The 17,038-nt window shown below is 65.6% G+C and carries 17 protein-coding genes; 8 read left to right on the forward strand and 9 right to left on the reverse strand.

Annotated elements, in window-relative coordinates:
• Nucleotides 1–49 precede the first annotated feature (49 nt).
• From LK535_RS07240 to LK535_RS07250, 3 genes are all read left to right on the forward strand, one after another.
• The gene (locus LK535_RS07240; protein ID WP_227771238.1) at nt 50–478 is read left to right on the forward strand and encodes an OsmC family protein; all 429 of its coding nucleotides are present in this window, start codon (nt 50–52) and stop codon (nt 476–478) included.
• 94 nt (nt 479–572) lie between these two features.
• Complete coding sequence (locus LK535_RS07245) at nt 573–1,112, forward strand: glycine zipper 2TM domain-containing protein (protein ID WP_227771239.1); 540 nt, start codon at nt 573–575, stop codon at nt 1,110–1,112.
• Between the two features lie 92 nt (nt 1,113–1,204).
• The gene (locus LK535_RS07250; RefSeq protein ID WP_227771240.1) at nt 1,205–1,741 is read left to right on the forward strand and encodes a molybdenum cofactor guanylyltransferase; all 537 of its coding nucleotides are present in this window, start codon (nt 1,205–1,207) and stop codon (nt 1,739–1,741) included.
• Between the two features lie 26 nt (nt 1,742–1,767).
• Here LK535_RS07250 and LK535_RS07255 read toward each other — a convergent pair whose 3' ends face one another.
• The 6 genes from LK535_RS07255 to hflK all read right to left on the reverse strand — a co-directional run bounded on the left by LK535_RS07255 (nt 1,768) and on the right by hflK (nt 9,612).
• Nucleotides 1,768–2,448, reverse strand: a complete 681-nt coding sequence (locus tag LK535_RS07255; RefSeq protein WP_227771241.1) for an NnrU family protein — start codon at nt 2,446–2,448, stop codon at nt 1,768–1,770.
• 97 nt (nt 2,449–2,545) lie between these two features.
• Nucleotides 2,546–4,147 (reverse strand): peptide MFS transporter, encoded by a 1,602-nt coding sequence (locus LK535_RS07260; RefSeq protein ID WP_415837109.1) that lies wholly within the window; start codon nt 4,145–4,147, stop codon nt 2,546–2,548.
• A gap of 139 nt (nt 4,148–4,286) precedes the next feature.
• The gene (locus tag LK535_RS07265) at nt 4,287–5,864 is read right to left on the reverse strand and encodes a helicase HerA-like domain-containing protein (RefSeq protein WP_227771242.1); all 1,578 of its coding nucleotides are present in this window, start codon (nt 5,862–5,864) and stop codon (nt 4,287–4,289) included.
• A gap of 141 nt (nt 5,865–6,005) precedes the next feature.
• On the reverse strand, nt 6,006–7,541 hold the full coding sequence (locus LK535_RS07270) for a Do family serine endopeptidase (RefSeq protein WP_227771562.1): 1,536 nt from the start codon (nt 7,539–7,541) through the stop codon (nt 6,006–6,008).
• Nucleotides 7,542–7,654: 113 nt separating this feature from the next.
• Nucleotides 7,655–8,527, reverse strand: a complete 873-nt coding sequence (hflC, locus tag LK535_RS07275; protein ID WP_227771243.1) for a protease modulator HflC — start codon at nt 8,525–8,527, stop codon at nt 7,655–7,657.
• Entirely contained in the window at nt 8,524–9,612 is a 1,089-nt protein-coding gene (gene hflK, locus LK535_RS07280) for a protease modulator HflK (protein ID WP_227771244.1), read from the reverse strand. The genes hflC and hflK overlap by 4 nt, the downstream gene beginning before the upstream one ends.
• Before the next feature lie 73 nt (nt 9,613–9,685).
• On the opposite strand from hflK, the gene LK535_RS07285 reads away from it, so the two are divergent.
• From LK535_RS07285 to LK535_RS07295, 3 genes are all read left to right on the forward strand, one after another.
• Nucleotides 9,686–10,636: an Mrp/NBP35 family ATP-binding protein gene (locus LK535_RS07285; protein WP_321576545.1), complete on the forward strand. Its 951-nt coding sequence runs from the start codon at nt 9,686–9,688 to the stop codon at nt 10,634–10,636.
• A 67-nt stretch (nt 10,637–10,703) separates the two neighbouring features.
• Nucleotides 10,704–11,135: a CoA-binding protein gene (locus tag LK535_RS07290; RefSeq protein ID WP_227771564.1), complete on the forward strand. Its 432-nt coding sequence runs from the start codon at nt 10,704–10,706 to the stop codon at nt 11,133–11,135.
• A 311-nt stretch (nt 11,136–11,446) separates the two neighbouring features.
• Nucleotides 11,447–12,910, forward strand: a complete 1,464-nt coding sequence (locus LK535_RS07295; protein WP_227771245.1) for an MATE family efflux transporter — start codon at nt 11,447–11,449, stop codon at nt 12,908–12,910.
• A 10-nt stretch (nt 12,911–12,920) separates the two neighbouring features.
• Here LK535_RS07295 and LK535_RS07300 read toward each other — a convergent pair whose 3' ends face one another.
• Nucleotides 12,921–13,820 (reverse strand): diacylglycerol/lipid kinase family protein, encoded by a 900-nt coding sequence (locus tag LK535_RS07300; RefSeq protein WP_227771246.1) that lies wholly within the window; start codon nt 13,818–13,820, stop codon nt 12,921–12,923.
• 76 nt (nt 13,821–13,896) lie between these two features.
• Here LK535_RS07300 and hemB point away from each other — a divergent pair, with 76 nt between their 5' ends.
• Together hemB and LK535_RS07310 are read left to right on the forward strand one after the other, a co-directional pair.
• A complete protein-coding gene (hemB, locus tag LK535_RS07305; RefSeq protein ID WP_227771247.1) occupies nt 13,897–14,889 on the forward strand; it encodes a porphobilinogen synthase in 993 nt (330 codons plus the stop codon).
• 5 nt (nt 14,890–14,894) lie between these two features.
• Complete coding sequence (locus LK535_RS07310; protein WP_227771248.1) at nt 14,895–15,443, forward strand: GNAT family N-acetyltransferase; 549 nt, start codon at nt 14,895–14,897, stop codon at nt 15,441–15,443.
• 55 nt (nt 15,444–15,498) lie between these two features.
• On the opposite strand, the gene LK535_RS07315 is transcribed toward LK535_RS07310, so the two are convergent.
• Both LK535_RS07315 and LK535_RS07320 read right to left on the reverse strand, forming a co-directional pair.
• On the reverse strand, nt 15,499–15,714 hold the full coding sequence (locus tag LK535_RS07315; protein ID WP_227771249.1) for a hypothetical protein: 216 nt from the start codon (nt 15,712–15,714) through the stop codon (nt 15,499–15,501).
• A 65-nt stretch (nt 15,715–15,779) separates the two neighbouring features.
• Nucleotides 15,780–17,033, reverse strand: a complete 1,254-nt coding sequence (locus LK535_RS07320) for an N-succinylarginine dihydrolase (RefSeq protein WP_227771250.1) — start codon at nt 17,031–17,033, stop codon at nt 15,780–15,782.
• Nucleotides 17,034–17,038: the final 5 nt, after the last annotated feature.

The raw sequence follows: 17,038 nt of genomic DNA on the forward strand, positions 1-17,038 counted from the left end.
GAGGCGCGACCCTAAGCAGTCGCGCCTCGCGCGCGTGAGGAGAATAGGCATGCCGACACGCAGTGGCTCGGCCCGGTACGAAGGGCTCGGCAAAGAGGGCAAGGGCTGGATCTCGACCCAATCGGGCGTCCTGGCCGATCAACGCTATGGCTTTGGCACCCGGTTCGAAAATGAGCCTGGCACCAATCCGGAGGAGTTGATCGCCGCCGCTCATGCCAGCTGCTTCACCATGGCGCTCAGCTTCGCACTCGCAGGCGCCGGCTATAACGACGGAACGCTAGAAACCAGCGCGAAAGTCACGGTTGAAAAGGATGGTGAAGGATTCACCATCACCAAATCGGCGTTGGACCTGCGCGCCAAAGTTCCGGGTATCTCGGACAGCGAGTTCGAGAGGATTGCGGCAGACGCCAAGAAGAACTGCCCGGTTTCCAAAGTATTAAATGCAGAAATCACGCTTTCGCATACCTTGGAACAGTGACTTTCACGAATATGAACGAGATGTAGTTTTTCGTTCACGCAACTTACCAGGTGTTTTGCAGGTTGTTGCGGCATAATCAGCGAGGAGTTGTTCCATGCGTATCATTATTGCCGCTGCGATTGCCGCAACCACGGTCACCGCGCTCCCGGTGCAGGCGCAGGCCGGCCGCGAGTATCGCGAAGACATCCGTGACGCCCGCCGTGAGTATCGCGAGGACTTGCGCCGCGCCGATTCCCGCCGTGACGTGCGTCAGGCGCAGCGGGAATATCGCCGCGACGTGCGCGATGCCCGGAACGACTGGCGTCGTGATCGCCAGCAGTGGAGCAGGTTCGATTACAACCGCATGCCCCCGGGCCAGCGTGCTTACTACGCCGACAATTTCTATCGCGACGGCCGCTACTATCAGCAGCGCCGCCTCAGCCGGAACGACCGCATCTACCGCGGCTATAACGGCCGCTACTATTGCCGGCGCTCGGACGGCACCACCGGCCTGATTATCGGTGGCATCGGCGGCGGCGTCCTGGGCAGCCTGCTGGCCAATGGCGGCTCCAACACGCTGGGTGCCCTGATCGGTGCGGGTGCCGGTGCGCTGCTCGGTAACTCGGTCGATCGTGGCCAGGTGGTTTGCCGCTAAGTCTTTCTGCCGGATGTAACGGCGCGTACCATGGGCCCGGTGAGCGATCACCGGGCCCTTCGGCCGTTGGGAAGTTCGATCCGGAGTTTGATGTGGCAAAGGTTGCAGGCGTGGTCGGCGCCATCCTCGCTGGCGGCGCGGCCAGTCGCTTCGGGTCAGACAAGGCCCTGGCCTTGTTCGAAGGGGCGCCGCTGATCGACCATGTCGCCGCGGCGCTGGGGAGCGAAAGCGAGGCGCTGATTGTGGTCGGCCGGCAGCACGGCTCGCTGATCAGCGTCGCGGATCATCCCGCGCCGGGGCTTGGCCCCCTCGGCGCGATCGCCGGCGCGCTGCGATGGGCGCAGGCCAACGGTTATGCCTCGGTCCTCAGCGCGCCTTGCGACGCGCCGCTGCTGCCGGCCAATCTGGTGGAATCGCTCGCGGGTGAAGGGCCGGCCTATGTCGCTGGCCTCCCGGTGCTGGGGTGGTGGCCGGTGGCCTTGGCCGACCATATCGATGCATGGCTTGCATCCGGACAGCCACGGGCCGTGCGCCGCTGGGCGGCTGCGGCGGGCGCACGCAGTGTCGCACTCGGGGTCGTGCCCGCCAATGTGAACACGCAAGAGGATCTGGCGGCGCTCCGCCGCTGACTTGCGCGATCCCTCGGCTTGGAAGGTCAGACGATCCAGCGCCAGATGCCCGCCGGCCAACCCGCCAGCGGCATATGCGCCCAGGTCGCGGCGAGCCATACGACAAACCCGCCCGCCAGCGCATGCATGCCGATCTTGCCGACCCGCGCCCGCCCGGCGGCGATCGCGGCGAACGGCCAATAGCTGGTGCGCCGCTCCCATTCGTGCCAGAATTCAGGCTGCAGCACTTCCTTCTTTCGGTCCTGCAGATGGGCACCGAGCAGCGCGAGCACCATGATCGAGAGCGCCAGCACGATGTTGGACGGATCGGGAAAGACCAGGATGTGGACGAAGCCCCAGATGGCAAAGCTCCACATCATCGGATGGCGCGTAATCGCGAAGACGCCCTTCGCCTCCGGCACGCTTCCCGCCGCGGCTTGCGGCAGGGCAGGGTTGCGGACCAGCGATCCCATGAACAGGATCGCACCCGCCAGCATCAGCACCGTCCCGATGGCCCATAGCACGTCACCCACCGGCCAGAGGGGCGGGGCGGGCGGGGCGGCGCGATAGGCAAGCGCCAGCCAGCCGAGCGTAACTGCGGCGACGAGACTGTAGAGCCCCAGGAAGCCCTTCTCGCCAATGGCCTGCACCAGCGGCCTTCGGAGCGGATGAGACAATAGGAAGTGGGTGCCTACGAACGCCAACGCTGCCGCCACGACATTGCCCATCCTGCCTCTCCCGCCCCTATGAAATTACGTCACGATCTCCTTGCCGTCGCCCCGGCCGGAACAGGGGCGACGGATTGATTGGCTCGCGGGCGCGGTGTCAGCGCCGCGTTTCCCCGCTGGTGTTCATGCCGGCCGCCTTCGGCTCCGCCAGCTCCGCTTCGCCGGCCATGGCATGGTCGACGTCCCGCAACGTATCGAGATGCATCCAGCGGCGCACCAGCGGGCTCAGGGCCAGGACCACCGCGGCGATGCCGATCGTCCACCAGCCGATGGTCGAATAGATCGCGAGCGTGCCTTCCTTGGTCATCTCGCCGCTCTCGCCGCCGGTCGCCTCACCGATCTTGCCTGCGACGAAGTTGCCGACTGCCGTCATGTAGAACCACGCGCCCATGATCAGGCTGGCGAGGTGCTTCGGCGCCAGTCGGTTCATCGCGCTGAGGCCTACCGGGGAGAGGCAGAGCTCACCCGTGGTCTGCAGGAAATAGATGGCGAACACGAAGAACACCGGCGTTGCCAGTGCCAGGCCGACGCTTTGCGCACCCCACACGAACACAAGGAAGGAAAGGCCGACCTGCGCCAGGGCGAGGCCGAACTTTGCCGGTGCCGACGGTTCCAGGCCGCGCTTGCCCAGAAACACCCACAAAGCGGCGAAGATCGGGCCGAGCAACACGATGTAGATCGGGTTGATCGACTGGAACAGCGATGCCGGAACGCCGCCGCGATCCACGAAGCGATCGGTGTACAGGTTCAGGCTGCCGCCGGCCTGTTCGAACAGACCCCAGAATACCGGATTCAGCGCGATCAGGAACAGCACCGCGAACATCCGGTCGCGCGCGTGCGGCTCCAGCTTGAAGCTTTCAAACAGGACATAGCCGAGCATCGCCACGCCAGAGATGATCAGCAGCGTCTGGATAACGTCCTGATACTGCACCAGCGCCCAGATCACCGCGACCGAGGCGAGGCCGATGCCGTACAGCGACCACTCCGTGCGTGCCGTCAGCGGACGAGGCGCCTCGCCCTTGCCCAGCAGCAGCGGCTTGCCCAGGATGAACACCACCAGGCCCAGCAGCATGCCGACGCCGGCCGCGCCGAAGCCATAGGCCCAGCCATAAGTCTCGCCCAGCCAGCCGGCCATGATCGTGCCGATCGCCGCGCCGGTGTTAATGCCGATATAGAAGATGGTGTAAGCGCCATCGCGCCGAGTGTCGGTGAGCGGGTAGAGCTGGCCCACGATCACCGAGATATTGGCCTTCAGGAAGCCGGTGCCGACGATGATGAACGCGAGCGCCAGCCAGAAGATGTTGATCGCCGCAGAACCTTGTCCACCGTCGCCTTCCACCGCCATCAGCAGGTGGCCCAGCGTCAGCATCACCGCGCCGAACGTCACTGCCTTGCGCTGGCCCAGATAGCGGTCGGCCAAATAGCCGCCCAGCACCGGGGTGATGTACACCAGGCTCGTATAGGCGCCGTAGATCAGGTTCGACTTGCCGTCATCGAACAGCCAGTGCTTGGTCAGGTAGAAGATCAGTAGCGCGCGCATGCCGTAGTAGGAGAAACGTTCCCACATTTCGGCAAAGAACAGGACGTAAAGTCCCTTGGGATGGCCAAGAAATTCCGGGCCTTTCTTGACGACGCCGGCGACACCGCCGGCCAACAGGATCGCAAGGAAGCCGAATGCGATCGACGGAATGATGGGCAAGAATACGCTCCCCGATGATACGATGTTGGGGGAACGGGGCCCCCTTGACGGGCGAGCCTAGCGCGCAAATTCCCAAGACCAAAGCAGTTGTTGCGATTGCAACGAGATGCTCGGGCCGCAGCGCAGCGCGCTTCTTGCCTTATCGGCCGCGGAACAGCCCGCCCAGAACGCCGCGAACGATCGATCCCATCAGCCCGCCGCTCGCCTTTCCCCGGCCGGAGCCGAACACCTGCTTGCCGAGCTCATTCGCCACCTGCCGCCCGATCGAGGAGCCCGCAGCGCGCGTGGCCGAGGCGATCGCCTGGTTCCAGGGGGAGTTCGCCTGCTCCCGCTCGGCAGTGCGGGCGGCCTTGGCGCTTGCTTTGTCGCGCGCGTCCGCGGCCTTGTCGCTGGCTCCTTGCGCTCTTTCTTCGACCGCCGCTGCGGCCCGGGCAGCCAGTCGTTCCTCGGCAGATTCCCGATCCGCCACCGCGTCGTATTTGGTGCCGACCGCGTCGGTCATGACGAGGACGCGCCGCTCGTCCGCCGAAAGCGGTCCAACCCGGCTTGCGGGTGGGCGGACCAGGCACCGCGCCACCGGCGACGGTGCTCCGTCGGGCTGCAGCAGCGACACCAGCGCCTCACCGATCTTCAATTCGGTGATGGCGGCGGCAACATCCAGGCCGGGGCTGGCGCGGAACGTGGTGGCTGCGCTTCGCACCGCCGCCTGATCACGTGGCGTGAAGGCGTTGAGCTTGTGCTGGATGCGGTTGTTGAGCTGGCCGGCGACTTCGTCAGGGATGTCGATCGGGTTCTGCGTGATGAAGTAGACGCCGACGCCCTTGGACCGGATCAGGCGCACGACCTGCTCGATCTTGTCGACCAATGCCTTTGGCGCATCATCGAACAGCAAATGTGCCTCGTCGAAGAAGAAGCACAGCGTCGGGCGCTCGGGATCGCCGATTTCCGGCAAGGTTTCGAACAGCTCCGAAAGCAGCCACAGCAGGAAGGTGGCATACAGCTTCGGCGCCGCCATCAGCCGATCCGCGGCCAGGATGTTCACGACCCCGCGCCCGCGATCGTCGGTGCGCAGGAAATCGGCGAGGTCCAGCGCTGGCTCCCCGAAGAAGCGCTCGCCGCCCTGGCTACGCAATTGCATCAGCGCGCGCTGAATGGCGCCGATCGACTGCTTGGACACGTTGCCATAGGTGCTGGTGAGTTCGCTCGCCCGCTCCGCGCAATGCGCCAGCATCGCCTGCAGATCGTCCAGATCCAGCAGGAGCAGCCCGTCCTGGTCGGCGACATGGAAGGCGATCGTCAGAACGCCTTCCTGCACTTCGTTCAGGCCGAGCAGCCGGGCGAGCATCAGCGGGCCCATCTCCGATATCGTCGTGCGGATCGGGTGGCCCTGCTCTGCGTACAGGTCCCAGAACTGAACCGGCGCCTCGGCATAATGCCAGTCTGACAAGCCGACGATGCTCGCGCGGTCGGAGAAAGCGGCATGAGTCTTGGCGAGGGGAGAGCCAGGCATGGCAAGGCCGGCGAGATCACCCTTCACATCCGCGACGAAGCAGGGAACGCCGGCGGCGGAGAAATTCTCGATGATGCCCTGAACCGTCACGGTCTTGCCGGTGCCGGTTGCCCCGGCAATCAGCCCGTGGCGGTTGGCCAGCCGAAGGTTCAGGTGCTGCGGATTGGCCCCGTTTTCGTCCGCGCCGATGAAGATGGTATCGCTCACGTCACCCTCCGCTTCTGCGGCTTGTTCCTAATCTTCGAACCGCGGCGAAGTCGAGCGGCGTGCGGCTTGCCGTGCGCCCTAAAAGGAAAGGGCCCCGCACCGCCGTGCGAGGCCCCTGATCCCTCGGGTTCGCTGTCGCGCTTACTTGAGCTTGACCGCAATGAAGACGGCCGGGTTGCGACCGCGCACCACTGACAGAAGCACCTGCGGGCGCCCTGCGGCCTTGGCAGCCTGCACCCCGCGGGCCACGTCCGCTGCCGTACGGGTCGGTACCGAGTTCACGGAAACGATCACGTCGCCGCGGCGCAGCTTCTGGCCAGCGTCGCTTGCCGCATCGACGCCGCTGACAACAACGCCCTGAACCGTGGAGTCGACACCCACCTGGCGTGCGATCGCCGGGGTGAGCGGCTGAACGGTCAGGCCGATCCCGTTGGCGCCGCCCGATGCCGGCGCATCCGCGCCGTTTTCGTCGGAGAAGCTGTCGTCGGTGCCAAGCTGCTGGGCAAGCTGCTCTTCGGCCGGACGAACGGTGGTGGTGACGGTAACCGTCGTCGGCCGCCCGTCGCGGATCACGTCCAGTCGCGCCTGCTGGCCCGGCGGCACGTTGGCCACCAGATAGGACAGCGTGGTGTCCGGCGTAACGGCAGTGCCGTTAACGCGAGTCACGACGTCGCCCGCCCGCAGGCCAGCCTTGGCCGCCGGCCCGCCGGGCTCGGCACGGGCGATGATCTCGCCCGAATCCTTCGGCAGGTTCAGCGCAGCGGCGATGTCATCGGTCAGCCGCTGGATGCTAACACCGATATAGCCACGCTGGACCGGCTTGCCCTTCATCAGCGTGTCGATGATCGGCTTGGCGTCCTCCGCCGGAATGGCGAAGCCGATGCCGATGTTGCCGCCCGACTGCGAGAAGATCTGGCTGTTGATGCCAATCACTTCGCCATTCAGGTTGAACATCGGGCCGCCCGAATTGCCCTGGTTGATCGACGCATCGGTCTGGATGAACCGGTCGTTGGCGCCGCCCTGGCCTGTCACGCGGTGAACCGCGGACACGATGCCGGCCGTCACGGTACCGCCAAGGCCGAAGGGATTGCCGATGGCGACCACCCAGTCACCAACGCGCGCCCGCGCCGAATCGCCGAAACGCACATAGGGCAGCGGCCCCGGCGCATCGATCTTCAGCACCGCGAGGTCGGAAGCAGCATCGCGGCCGACCAGCTTCGCGACATATTCCTTGCGATCCGGCAGGGTGACGCGGATTGCCTCAACCGTTGCGCGGTTCGTGCCCGGTGCCACCACGTGATTGTTGGTGACGACATAGCCGTCGGGCGAAATGATGAAGCCGGAACCCAGCGACTGCGCCTCGCGGGTAATCGGAGCGCCATTCTGGCCACGACCGCCACCGAACTGCCCGAACAGGTCGGCGAAGGGTGTGCCAGCGAAGGGGTTGGCCGGCTGTGCCACCGTAACCTTCTGGTCGGTGGAGATGTTGACCACGGCCGGCTGCAGCTTCGCGACCATGTCGGCGAAGCTCATCGGGGCGCCGACGCGCGGCGCACTGGCCTGGATCGATCCCGGCTCGTTCTGCGCGCTCTGCGCGGTTGCCGGATTCTGCATCGCGAGCGAGGCGGCGGTGCCGCCGAGGAGTAAGGCACCAGTGAGGGCGTAAGCGTAACGCACGATCGTCATGTTCCTCTCGTTTGGCCGATTCCGGCCTAACCGTTGGATTTTGCCGTCCAGTCGATGAACGGCATTTGAATGTTCAACGAACCCGCCGCTTTCCCGTTGCGGTCCTATCGACCATTGAATTCCTTCAGATAGGCATTGTCACGGCTCATGATAATGCTGGTCGATCCTTCCGGACGCGGGCCGCCATCAACGCCGAACGTATGCCGGTACGACTGCATGGCGCGATAGAAATCGTAGAAGCTCGCATCCTTGCTGAACGATTCGGCATAGATGCGCGCGGCCGTCGCGTCGGCGTCCGCGCGAACGATCTGCGCCTGCTTCTGGCCTTGGGCGCGGATGGTGTTCGCTTCCTGCTGCCGCGCCGTGCGCATGCGCTGAAGCGCGCTGTCCAACGGGCTGCCATCGGGCAGGTCCGCGTGCTTGATGCGCACGTCGACGATGGTAGCGCCATATTGCTTGGCATCACGCTGCAGCGAGGCCTGGATCGCGTCCATCACCTTGCCGCGTTCCGGGCTCAGCAGCACGGAGAACGGCACCTTGCCCAGTTCGTTGCGGAGCGCAGTGCCAAGCAGCGGGCGAAGCTGATCGGCCACCCGCTCCTCGGTGTTCGAGGTGCTGCCAGTGGAGGTCACGGCGCGCAGCGGATCCACGATGCGGAAACGTGCAAAGGCATCGACGTTCAGGCGCAGCTGATCGGTCGACAGCACCAGCGTGTTGTCGAGGTCGGCGTCCAGCACGCGCTTGTCGACCCAGACGATCTTGTCGATGAACGGGATGCGCGCGATCAGGCCGGCGCCGGTTGCGCCGATCTGCTGACCAGGCTGATACTGGTTCACCGGCTGGCCCACCGGGTTGTTCAGCCGCAGGACGACCGCCTGCTTGGTTTCCGGCACGATCGCGAAGGTCGCGGCCGCCAGGATCACGGCGCCCAGCGCCGCAAAGCCAATCGCGACGGGATTGCGGGTGACAGCGCTCATCGTGCGCCTCCCTGCGGCTGGGCAACCTCGACCTGCGGCTCCTGCAGCTTGCGCGCACGGTCCAGCGGCAGCAGCGGGGCAACGCCCGGCGTTTCAACGATGGTCTTGTCGGTCTTGGCCAGCACGGCCTCCATGGTCTCGTAGTACATGCGGCGACGCGTCACTTCAGGCGCCAGGCGATACTGTTCATATACCTTGTCGAAGGACGCGGCCTCACCCTGTGCCCGGGCGATCACCTGCTGCGAATAGCTGCGCGCGTTGTTGAGGTTGGCCACTGCCTCCTGCTGGGCGGCGGTGACGGCATTGAAATCGTCGATCAGACTGGCCGGGGCCGCGGCCTGGCGGATCGAGACGCCCTGAACGCGGACGCCAGCGCGGTAATCGTTCAGGATCTGCTGCATCATCTGAGCGACGCGCGCCTCGATGTCGGTCCGGCCGGCGCCGATCGCCTGGTTCAGCGTGGTCGTCGCCAGCACGGCGCGCATCGCGCTCTCGGCCGTCGCGCGCACCGTCTCCACCGGGTCCTTGATCTCGAACACGAAGTCGCTCGGATTGTCGACGCGCCAGCGCACCGTGTAGGCGAGGTCGATGATGTTCTGATCCCCGGTCAGCACGTTTTCGCTGCCGTCGCGCGGGAATTCATCCACTCGCACAGCCTCGACGTCCACCTTCTGCACGGCAACGAGCGGCGCCGGCAGCGTCAGGCGGATGCCAGGTTCCAGCATGCCGGAGTAACGGCCAAGGAACGTCACGACCCCGCGCTGCTGCGGCCCGATCTGGTGCAGCGATGTGAAGATCAGCCACACGGCCACGATCAGCGCAAGGCCGATCAGCCACAGGCTGCGCGGGTTCGCGCCCAGCGGCAATTGTGGCCCGCCGCCACCGCCGGAGCCACCGCCCCGCGCCTTCTTCAGGAACTCGTCGAGGGCGGTCGGCTTGGGCGTTCCCTTGCGGCCGCCGGGTGGCACTGCCCACGGGTTTCGCGGCGTACCGCCATTGTCGTCACCACCGCCGCCCCAGGGCCCGTTGGAGGAGTCGTTCGTCAGGATCGAAGGTCGGCGCAGCCATTGTGGCAGGATGGTCATGTCAGTCTTTATAGGTGTCCTTCCTCCGAAAAACAGTGCCCAGCGGCGGCGAAGGGCGTAACGACTTGTTGCCATGGACGAGAATGACGTGAAGCAGGCGGTTGCCGCCGTTGCGGGCGCGCGCGCCACCGTAAGGATCGAAGGCGAGCGTGTCGGGGTGGTGCTTGATGCCACGGGATTGGACGCCAAGGCGCGCGACGCGATGGAAGCGGCCGTCCGCATGGCCGCGGGCCCCAACGCGCGCGTGGTCGTCACCGCGGAGCGCGCCAACCGGAAGCTCATTGCCGTGGCGAGCGGAAAGGGCGGGGTCGGAAAATCCACGCTCGCGGCGAACCTCGCCATCGCGCTTCGCCAGCAGGGACGAAGGGTCGGGTTGGTGGATGCCGACATCTACGGTCCGTCTCAGCCGCGCCTGATGGCGGCGGAAGGCCAGCGGCCGGAGGCGAAGGACAAGGTGCTGCTGCCCGTCTCCACCCCTTATGGCGTACCGATGCTGTCGATGGGGCAGCTGATCGAGCCGGGCAAGGCGATCGCCTGGCGCGGGCCAATGGCGGCTGGCGCCCTGGGTCAGCTTGTCGAGGCGGACTGGGGCGCGGCCGACACGCTGGTGCTGGATCTGCCGCCGGGCACCGGCGACGTGCAGTTGACCATGATCCAGAAATATCGGCCTGCCGGGGCAGTGATCGTTTCCACGCCGCAGGATCTCGCGCTGATCGACGCGACCCGAGCGATCGACCTGTTCAACAAGGCTGGCGTGCCGATCATCGGACTGGTCGAAAACATGGCTGGCTATGTCTGTCCGCATTGCGGCGAAACATCCGACCCGTTCGGGCAAGGCGGCGCTGAAGCAGCGGCGCGGGAACTGGGCGTGCCGTTTCTCGGGCGCGTGCCGCTCACCATTGCCATCCGCACCGCGTCCGACGCTGGGCGTCCGCCCGCCGCTGAACCGGGCGATACCGTGTTCGCCCCACTCGCCGGTGCGGTCGCGTCCTGGCTGGAAACCGGCGGAGGCGGCGCGCGTTAGCAATGGACCGGTCGTGCCGCATGCATTGGGGCTGCGGCACGAGCGGACCATAGTCGAAAGGCCGATCATGCCGCTGACCGCCGATGCCGATATCAAGGCTCTGCTAGAGGAAACCCGTACGATCGCACTGGTGGGCGCATCCGATCGCCCCGATCGGCCCAGCTATGGCGTGATGCGGCAACTGCAGGCGCACGGTTATCGCGTGATTCCGGTCAATCCGCAGATCACCGGCGAACATGTGCACGGCGAATATGTCTTTCGCGAGCTGTCGCAGATTGGCGAGCCGATCGACATGGTGGACATCTTCCGCCGCTCGGAGGCTGCCGCCGAGGCTGTTGATCAAGCGATCGCGGCCGGGGCGAAATCGGTCTGGATGCAATTGGGTGTCGTCAACCAGCAGGCGGCAGCACGCGCCGAAACGGCCGGGCTGAAGGTCGTGATGGATCGCTGCCCCGCCATCGACATTCCTCGCTTGGGTGTTGCGCGGATCGAGGAGTAGCCGGTCGCGGCCCGCTAGCGCCGCGTCGTTCCGTTTTGCCGCTGTGCTGCGTGCCCGCCAGATCGCGGGCCAGGGGGCCAGATGCGCCGCCCCGCTGTCCTACGTCAGCCGTTCATGGCACTGCGGCAACCGCAGCGGCGAGGGGCGTGAATGTCGAAAGATCCTTCGCGAGTGTCTCAACTTTCTCAACATTGGCGCCAACAACCGGCTTGGCGGCGGCAAGTGAATCCTCCTTGTCGGCCGGTTGGGCGTGCCGCATGGACGGTTGAGGATCGGTATCAAGCCGGCGCAAGAAACTAGGAGGGGGCAACATGGACGAAGCGGTTTCCCATGTTCACGGCCGTCCCGGGCAGCGGGATCTCACCACGGGTCCGATCGGCTCCGCGCTGTTGCTGTTCGCGCTCCCGACGCTTGCTTCCAACGTCCTTCAATCCCTGAACGGCTCGATCAACACGATCTGGGTGGGCCGCTTCCTGGGGGAGGGGGCGCTTGCCGCGACGTCCAACGCCAACATCATCATGTTCCTGATGTTCGGTGCCGTGTTCGGCTTCGGCATGGCGGCAACGATCATCGTCGGCCAGAGCTGGGGCCGCCGCGATGTGGAGGCTGCGCGTCGGGCGTTCGGCTCCGCCATCGGCCTCGTGCTCGCCGGATCGGTCGTGGTGGGAACGCTGGGCTGGATATTCGCGCCGGAGATCCTGGTCGCCCTCGCCACCCCGCCGGACGCCTTTGAGCCAGCGCTCGATTACCTGCGCGTCATTTTCCTGGCGCTGCCACCCTCCATGCTGCTCGTGCTGATGTTCATGGGGCTGAGGGGCACCGGAGACTCGGTCACCCCTTTGTGGTTCATGGGGCTTGCCGTTCTGGTGGACGCGGTGATGAACCCGCTGCTCATCGCCGGCATGGGTCCGTTCCCACGCATGGGCATCGCGGGCTCTGCCACCGCCACGCTGATTGCGAATATCGTCGCGCTCGGCGCGCTGGTCGCCTGGATCAGGTGGCGCGATCTGCCGCTGCGCCTGAAGGGCGCCGAGATCCGCTACATCCTTCCCGAACGCGAGCTGGTTCGAACCATCGTCAGCAAGGGGGTGCCAATCGGTGCGCAGATGCTGGTGCTGTCGGTATCCGCGTTGGCGATGGTCGGCCTCGTCAACCGCAGCGGTATCGATACGGTGGCCGCCTATGGCATCGTTCAGCAGCTGTGGGGCTATGTCCAGATGCCGGCCATGGCCATCGGCGCGGCGGTGTCGGCGATGGCCGCGCAAAACATTGGCGCCGGGCGATGGGACCGGGTGGCGCGCATCACCCGCGCGGGCATCGTCTACAATGTCCTCATTACCGGCGCGACGGTTGCGCTGGTGCTGTTGTTCGACTTCGCCATCATCGGCCTGTTCATCCCCGGCGCCAGCCCCGTGGTGCCGATCGCGCAGCACATCAACCTGCTGGCGACCTGGGGCTTCATCATGTTCGGTGCGACCATGGTGCTGTTCGGGGTGATCCGCGCCAACGGCGCCGTCTGGGGCCCGTTGCTGATCATGACCATCGCCATGTTCCCGGTCCGGCTGGGCGTGGCCTATGCGTTGCTTCCCGTGATCGGAGCGGACGCCCTGTGGTGGAGCTTCCCAGTGGGCTCGGGTGCCAACGCGCTGTTGGCAGCGCTCTATTACCGCTTCGGGCGCTGGCGGGAGGGCGGGCTACTCGTGCCGGAGGAGCATTGCGAAGAGCGCAGCCACGCCGATATCGAACCTGCCGGCACGCTAAAGCCGGCAGCCTGATCGCTGACTCTCAGCCAGATTCTTCGTCGGAGTCTCGCGGCACCATCACCTGAATGGCGCCAGGCGCGATTTTGGCGTGAACGGGCGTGTGTGCCAGCACCTCGCCGTCGATTGAAATCGGCAGGTTGGGGCGCGTGTCGATCTTCAGATTGCGGCCCGAAAAGGTGATCGTATCGTGGTGCCTCGCCGAAAGGCCCAGGATGTTGGCGAACCAGTTTTTCAGCAGCGTGCGCCGGTAACGCCCGGTAACGGCCTGAACGACGATCTGCCCCGAATCGATCTTCGCCTCATCCACCAGCCAGGTGCCGCCGTGATATGGCCCGTTGGAGATCCGCACTTCCACCACCCGCATCCGCTTCTCTTCCGTTCCGTCATCAACGGTCAGGATGAAGGGGCGGAAGCGCAGATATTGCAGCCCGGCCCAGCCGAGATAGCCGATCCGCCCCAATAGCTTCTTCAAATTATGCGGCACCGTCTCCGCGATTTGCGGCGACAGGCCCATGGCCGCGCAATTCGCGAAATAGTCTCCATCGATCATGCCCAGGTCGATCCGCTTGGGCACGCCTGTTGCCAGCACATCGATCGCCCCATCCACGTCAAGCGGCAGACCCAGGGTGCGCGCGAAACTGTTGGCCGTGCCAAGCGGGAGGACGCCCAGGATCACGTCCTTTCCGACAAGCAGGTCGACCAGGCCGCTCACCGTCCCGTCGCCGCCGCCCAGGATCACCAGATCGGGGTTCTTTGCCAGCGCGCGCTTCACCGTGCGCTCCAGATGCTCCGGCTTTTGCACCGCGTGCGCGTCGACCGAGAACGGCAGTTCATGCAGCCGCTCGCACGCGCGCTGGAATAGCTTTTGCCCTTTGCGTGACTTGGCGTTGACGATCAACGCGGCTGACCGGATCTCGCTCATGCCGCCCTAACGCACGGCAGGCCGATTCGCCCCCGTAACGCTTGCGCAGGCGTCGGGAGCGGCGCAAGGCAGGGCCATGCACGCTTCCTTTCCCGCCCTTCGCCTGCGTCGAACCCGTGCCGCTGACTGGAGCCGGCGCCTGCATCGGGAGACGACGCTCACCCCCGCCGATCTGATCTGGCCGCTGTTCATCGCCGAGGGCGAGAGCGTCGAGGAACCGATCGCCAGCCTTCCCGGCGTTTCGCGCTGGTCGGTCGACCTCATCGTCGCGCGGGCCAAGGAGGCGCATGCGCTCGGGATCCCGTGTCTTGCGCTTTTTCCGAACACGCCGGCGCATCTGCGCAGCGAAGATGGCCGTGAAGCGCTGAATCCCGACAATCTGATGTGCCGTGCCATTCGCGCCATCAAGGATTCGGTTCCCGACATTGGCATTCTGACCGACGTCGCGCTCGATCCTTATACTGCGCATGGCCATGACGGCCTCGTGGATGAGGCCGGCTATGTGCTGAACGATGCAACCGTGGAATTACTGGTTGGCCAATCGCTGAACCAGGCCGCCGCCGGCGCTGATATCGTCGCGCCATCCGACATGATGGACGGCCGTATCGGCACGATCCGCGCCGCTCTGGAGGCGGATGGCCGTCACAATGTGCAGATCATGGCTTATGCGGCCAAATACGCGAGTGCCTTCTACGGCCCGTTCCGCGACGCCGTGGGCAGCCGCGGGCTGCTGAAGGGCGACAAGAAGACGTACCAGATGGACTATGGGAATGGGGAGGAGGCTCTTCGCGAGGTTGCGCTCGATCTCGCCGAAGGCGCCGACAGCGTGATGGTGAAGCCCGGCCTGCCATACCTTGATATCGCCCGACGCGTGAAGGAGCGGTTCGAGGTGCCGGTGTTCGCATATCAGGTGTCCGGCGAATATGCGATGATCGAGACCGCGGTCGCTGCGGGCGCAGCCGATCGCGACGCCATGGTCCTCGAAACTCTCACCGCCTTTAAGCGCGCTGGCTGTTCGGGCGTCCTCACTTATCACGCGGTGCACGCAGCCCGCCTGCTTGGCCAATGACGGGCATGACGGCGCCCCCGTTGCCGATCGAGACGGAGCGGCTGGTGCTGCGCACGCCTCAGCCGCAGGACCGTGCGCCGCTTCATGCCATGTGGGCGGATCCCATCGTCATGGCCGATCTGGGACCGGTGAAGAACGCAGCGGAAAGCGACATGGCTCTCGCTCGCCACGCCTCCTACGCACCGCTCGGCTTCCGCGCCGTGGTGCTGCGGGCCGAGCAAGCGACGATCGGCTTTTGCGGGCTGAAGCCCGGCGCCCCCGATACGCCGATCGAGGGAATGCTGGAGATCGGCTGGATGCTGGCCGTCCCCTATTGGGGCGCCGGTTATGCGCGAGAGGCCGCTGCCGCCGCGATTGCATGGGGTTGGGAGAACCGAGACGACAACGCTATCGTCGCGATCACCGCGACCGACAATGCCAAGAGCCGGCTGCTGATGGAGCGCCTTGGCATGAGCTACGAGCCCGCCATGGACTTCGATCATCCCCTTTTTGCGGCTGACGATCCGCGTCGGCACACGGTGACCTATCGGATTGCGCGGCCGGCAGGGTTGTAAAGGCAATCGACAGCTGGGCGGCGTCACCGCCGCCCTCCTGGCATGGACGCGGCGATTACTCGCCGTTGCGCTCTACCGATTCAAGGATCCGCCCGCCGGCCATGAAAACCGCGATGGGGCAGACGGAGAAGAGCAGCCAGCCGCCGAGGCCGGGATAGTCCCGCAAGTAATGCACCCCGCGCTCGGTCGCGCCCAGTCCGAGGCCATAGATGACCATGAACGCCTCGAACTTCGTCTTGATCGTGAAGAGCCGGGCTATCTTGGTAAACATGGCGTTAACCAAGCAAGCTCCACGCCAGTGGCGGATTTCCGCCGCTTAGCCGCTCTACCTTCCTCTCAACTGTCAATAAGTTCGACAAGGTCGAGCGCTGCGTAGAGCGCTCGGCGTGCCCGGATGACCTGCGCCACTAGGTCGGCATCCCCGATTGCGTCGAACGCGATCGCCTCGGGCCAGTGTGTCGCAATCACGTCCGCAATCCGGTCCAGCTTCGCCGCATCGACGAGGAAACGGGGGTCAACCAGCGTCGGATCACATGCGACACGCAGCCGCAGGCACGCCGGACCGCCGCCATTCGCCATCGACTCGCGCACGTCTACCACGTCTACCGCGCGGATCGGCCCATTGCCTGCCAGATGGTCCTGCAGCCAGGACCAGACCGCCTGGTTCTCCCGCGCTTCCGCCGGCACGATGAGCGTCTGGGCGCCCGTACTCGCGGTCACGAGCTGCGCATTGAAGAGATAGGACCGAATGGCGTCGTCAAGGCTCACGCGCTCCGCCGGGACCTCCACGATCTCGACGTCCGGCATGATGCGGCGCAGATCGGCGAAGAAGTCGTGCCGATCCGCAAACGCCTGTTCGTGCGCGAACAGGATACGCTCATTGGCGACGGCAACCACGTCATTATGAAAAGCGCCCGCGGCGATCGCCTCGGGCGATTGCTTCACGAACAAGGTGTGGGCGGGGTCGAGGCGGTGCGCCCGCGCGATCGCCTCGGAGGCTTCGCGGTGTTGCCGCGCGGGGAATGGCCCACCCGTCTCGCCGTAGACGAACACCTCGACCCCGGGCGCGTCATGAGCGGCGCACAGCCGCATATGATTTGCCGCGCCCTCGTCGCCGAACGGGGCGGGGATGGGCGCGTGAACAGCAAAATGCTCATGCGCGAACGCAAGCCGAAGCTGCGCCAGCGTGGCCGGCCATTCGTGGCTGCGATGCGGCATCGTGACGAGGTTTGCGACGGTCAGGTGGCAACGCTCGTCGCCAGCATCGGGCGCCGGTGAAACGGTGGCGGCGTTGGCGGCCCACATCGGCGAGGCCGAGAACGCCCGAGCCTTCAGATGGGCAGGAGCGGCCAGGTAATGGGTGTGGAGCGAGGCAAGCCATGCGTCATCAGGCCGCGGGTGCGGCAGGAGGATGCCCTGGGTCAGCCCCAGCGCTAGATTGGCGCGCATTTTGGCCAGTCCCTGCAAGGCGGCGGCACGGGGATGCGCTGTCGCGCCGGCATTGCGAGTGGCGGCCAGGTTGCCGGGGCTGAGGCCAGCATAATTATGGCTGGGCCCGACGATGCCGTCGAAATTGATTTCCTGGATCATAAAGG

Origin of the sequence: Sphingomonas sp. IC4-52, assembly GCF_020707225.1 — a bacterium.
Classification (GTDB): domain Bacteria; phylum Pseudomonadota; class Alphaproteobacteria; order Sphingomonadales; family Sphingomonadaceae; genus Sphingomonas.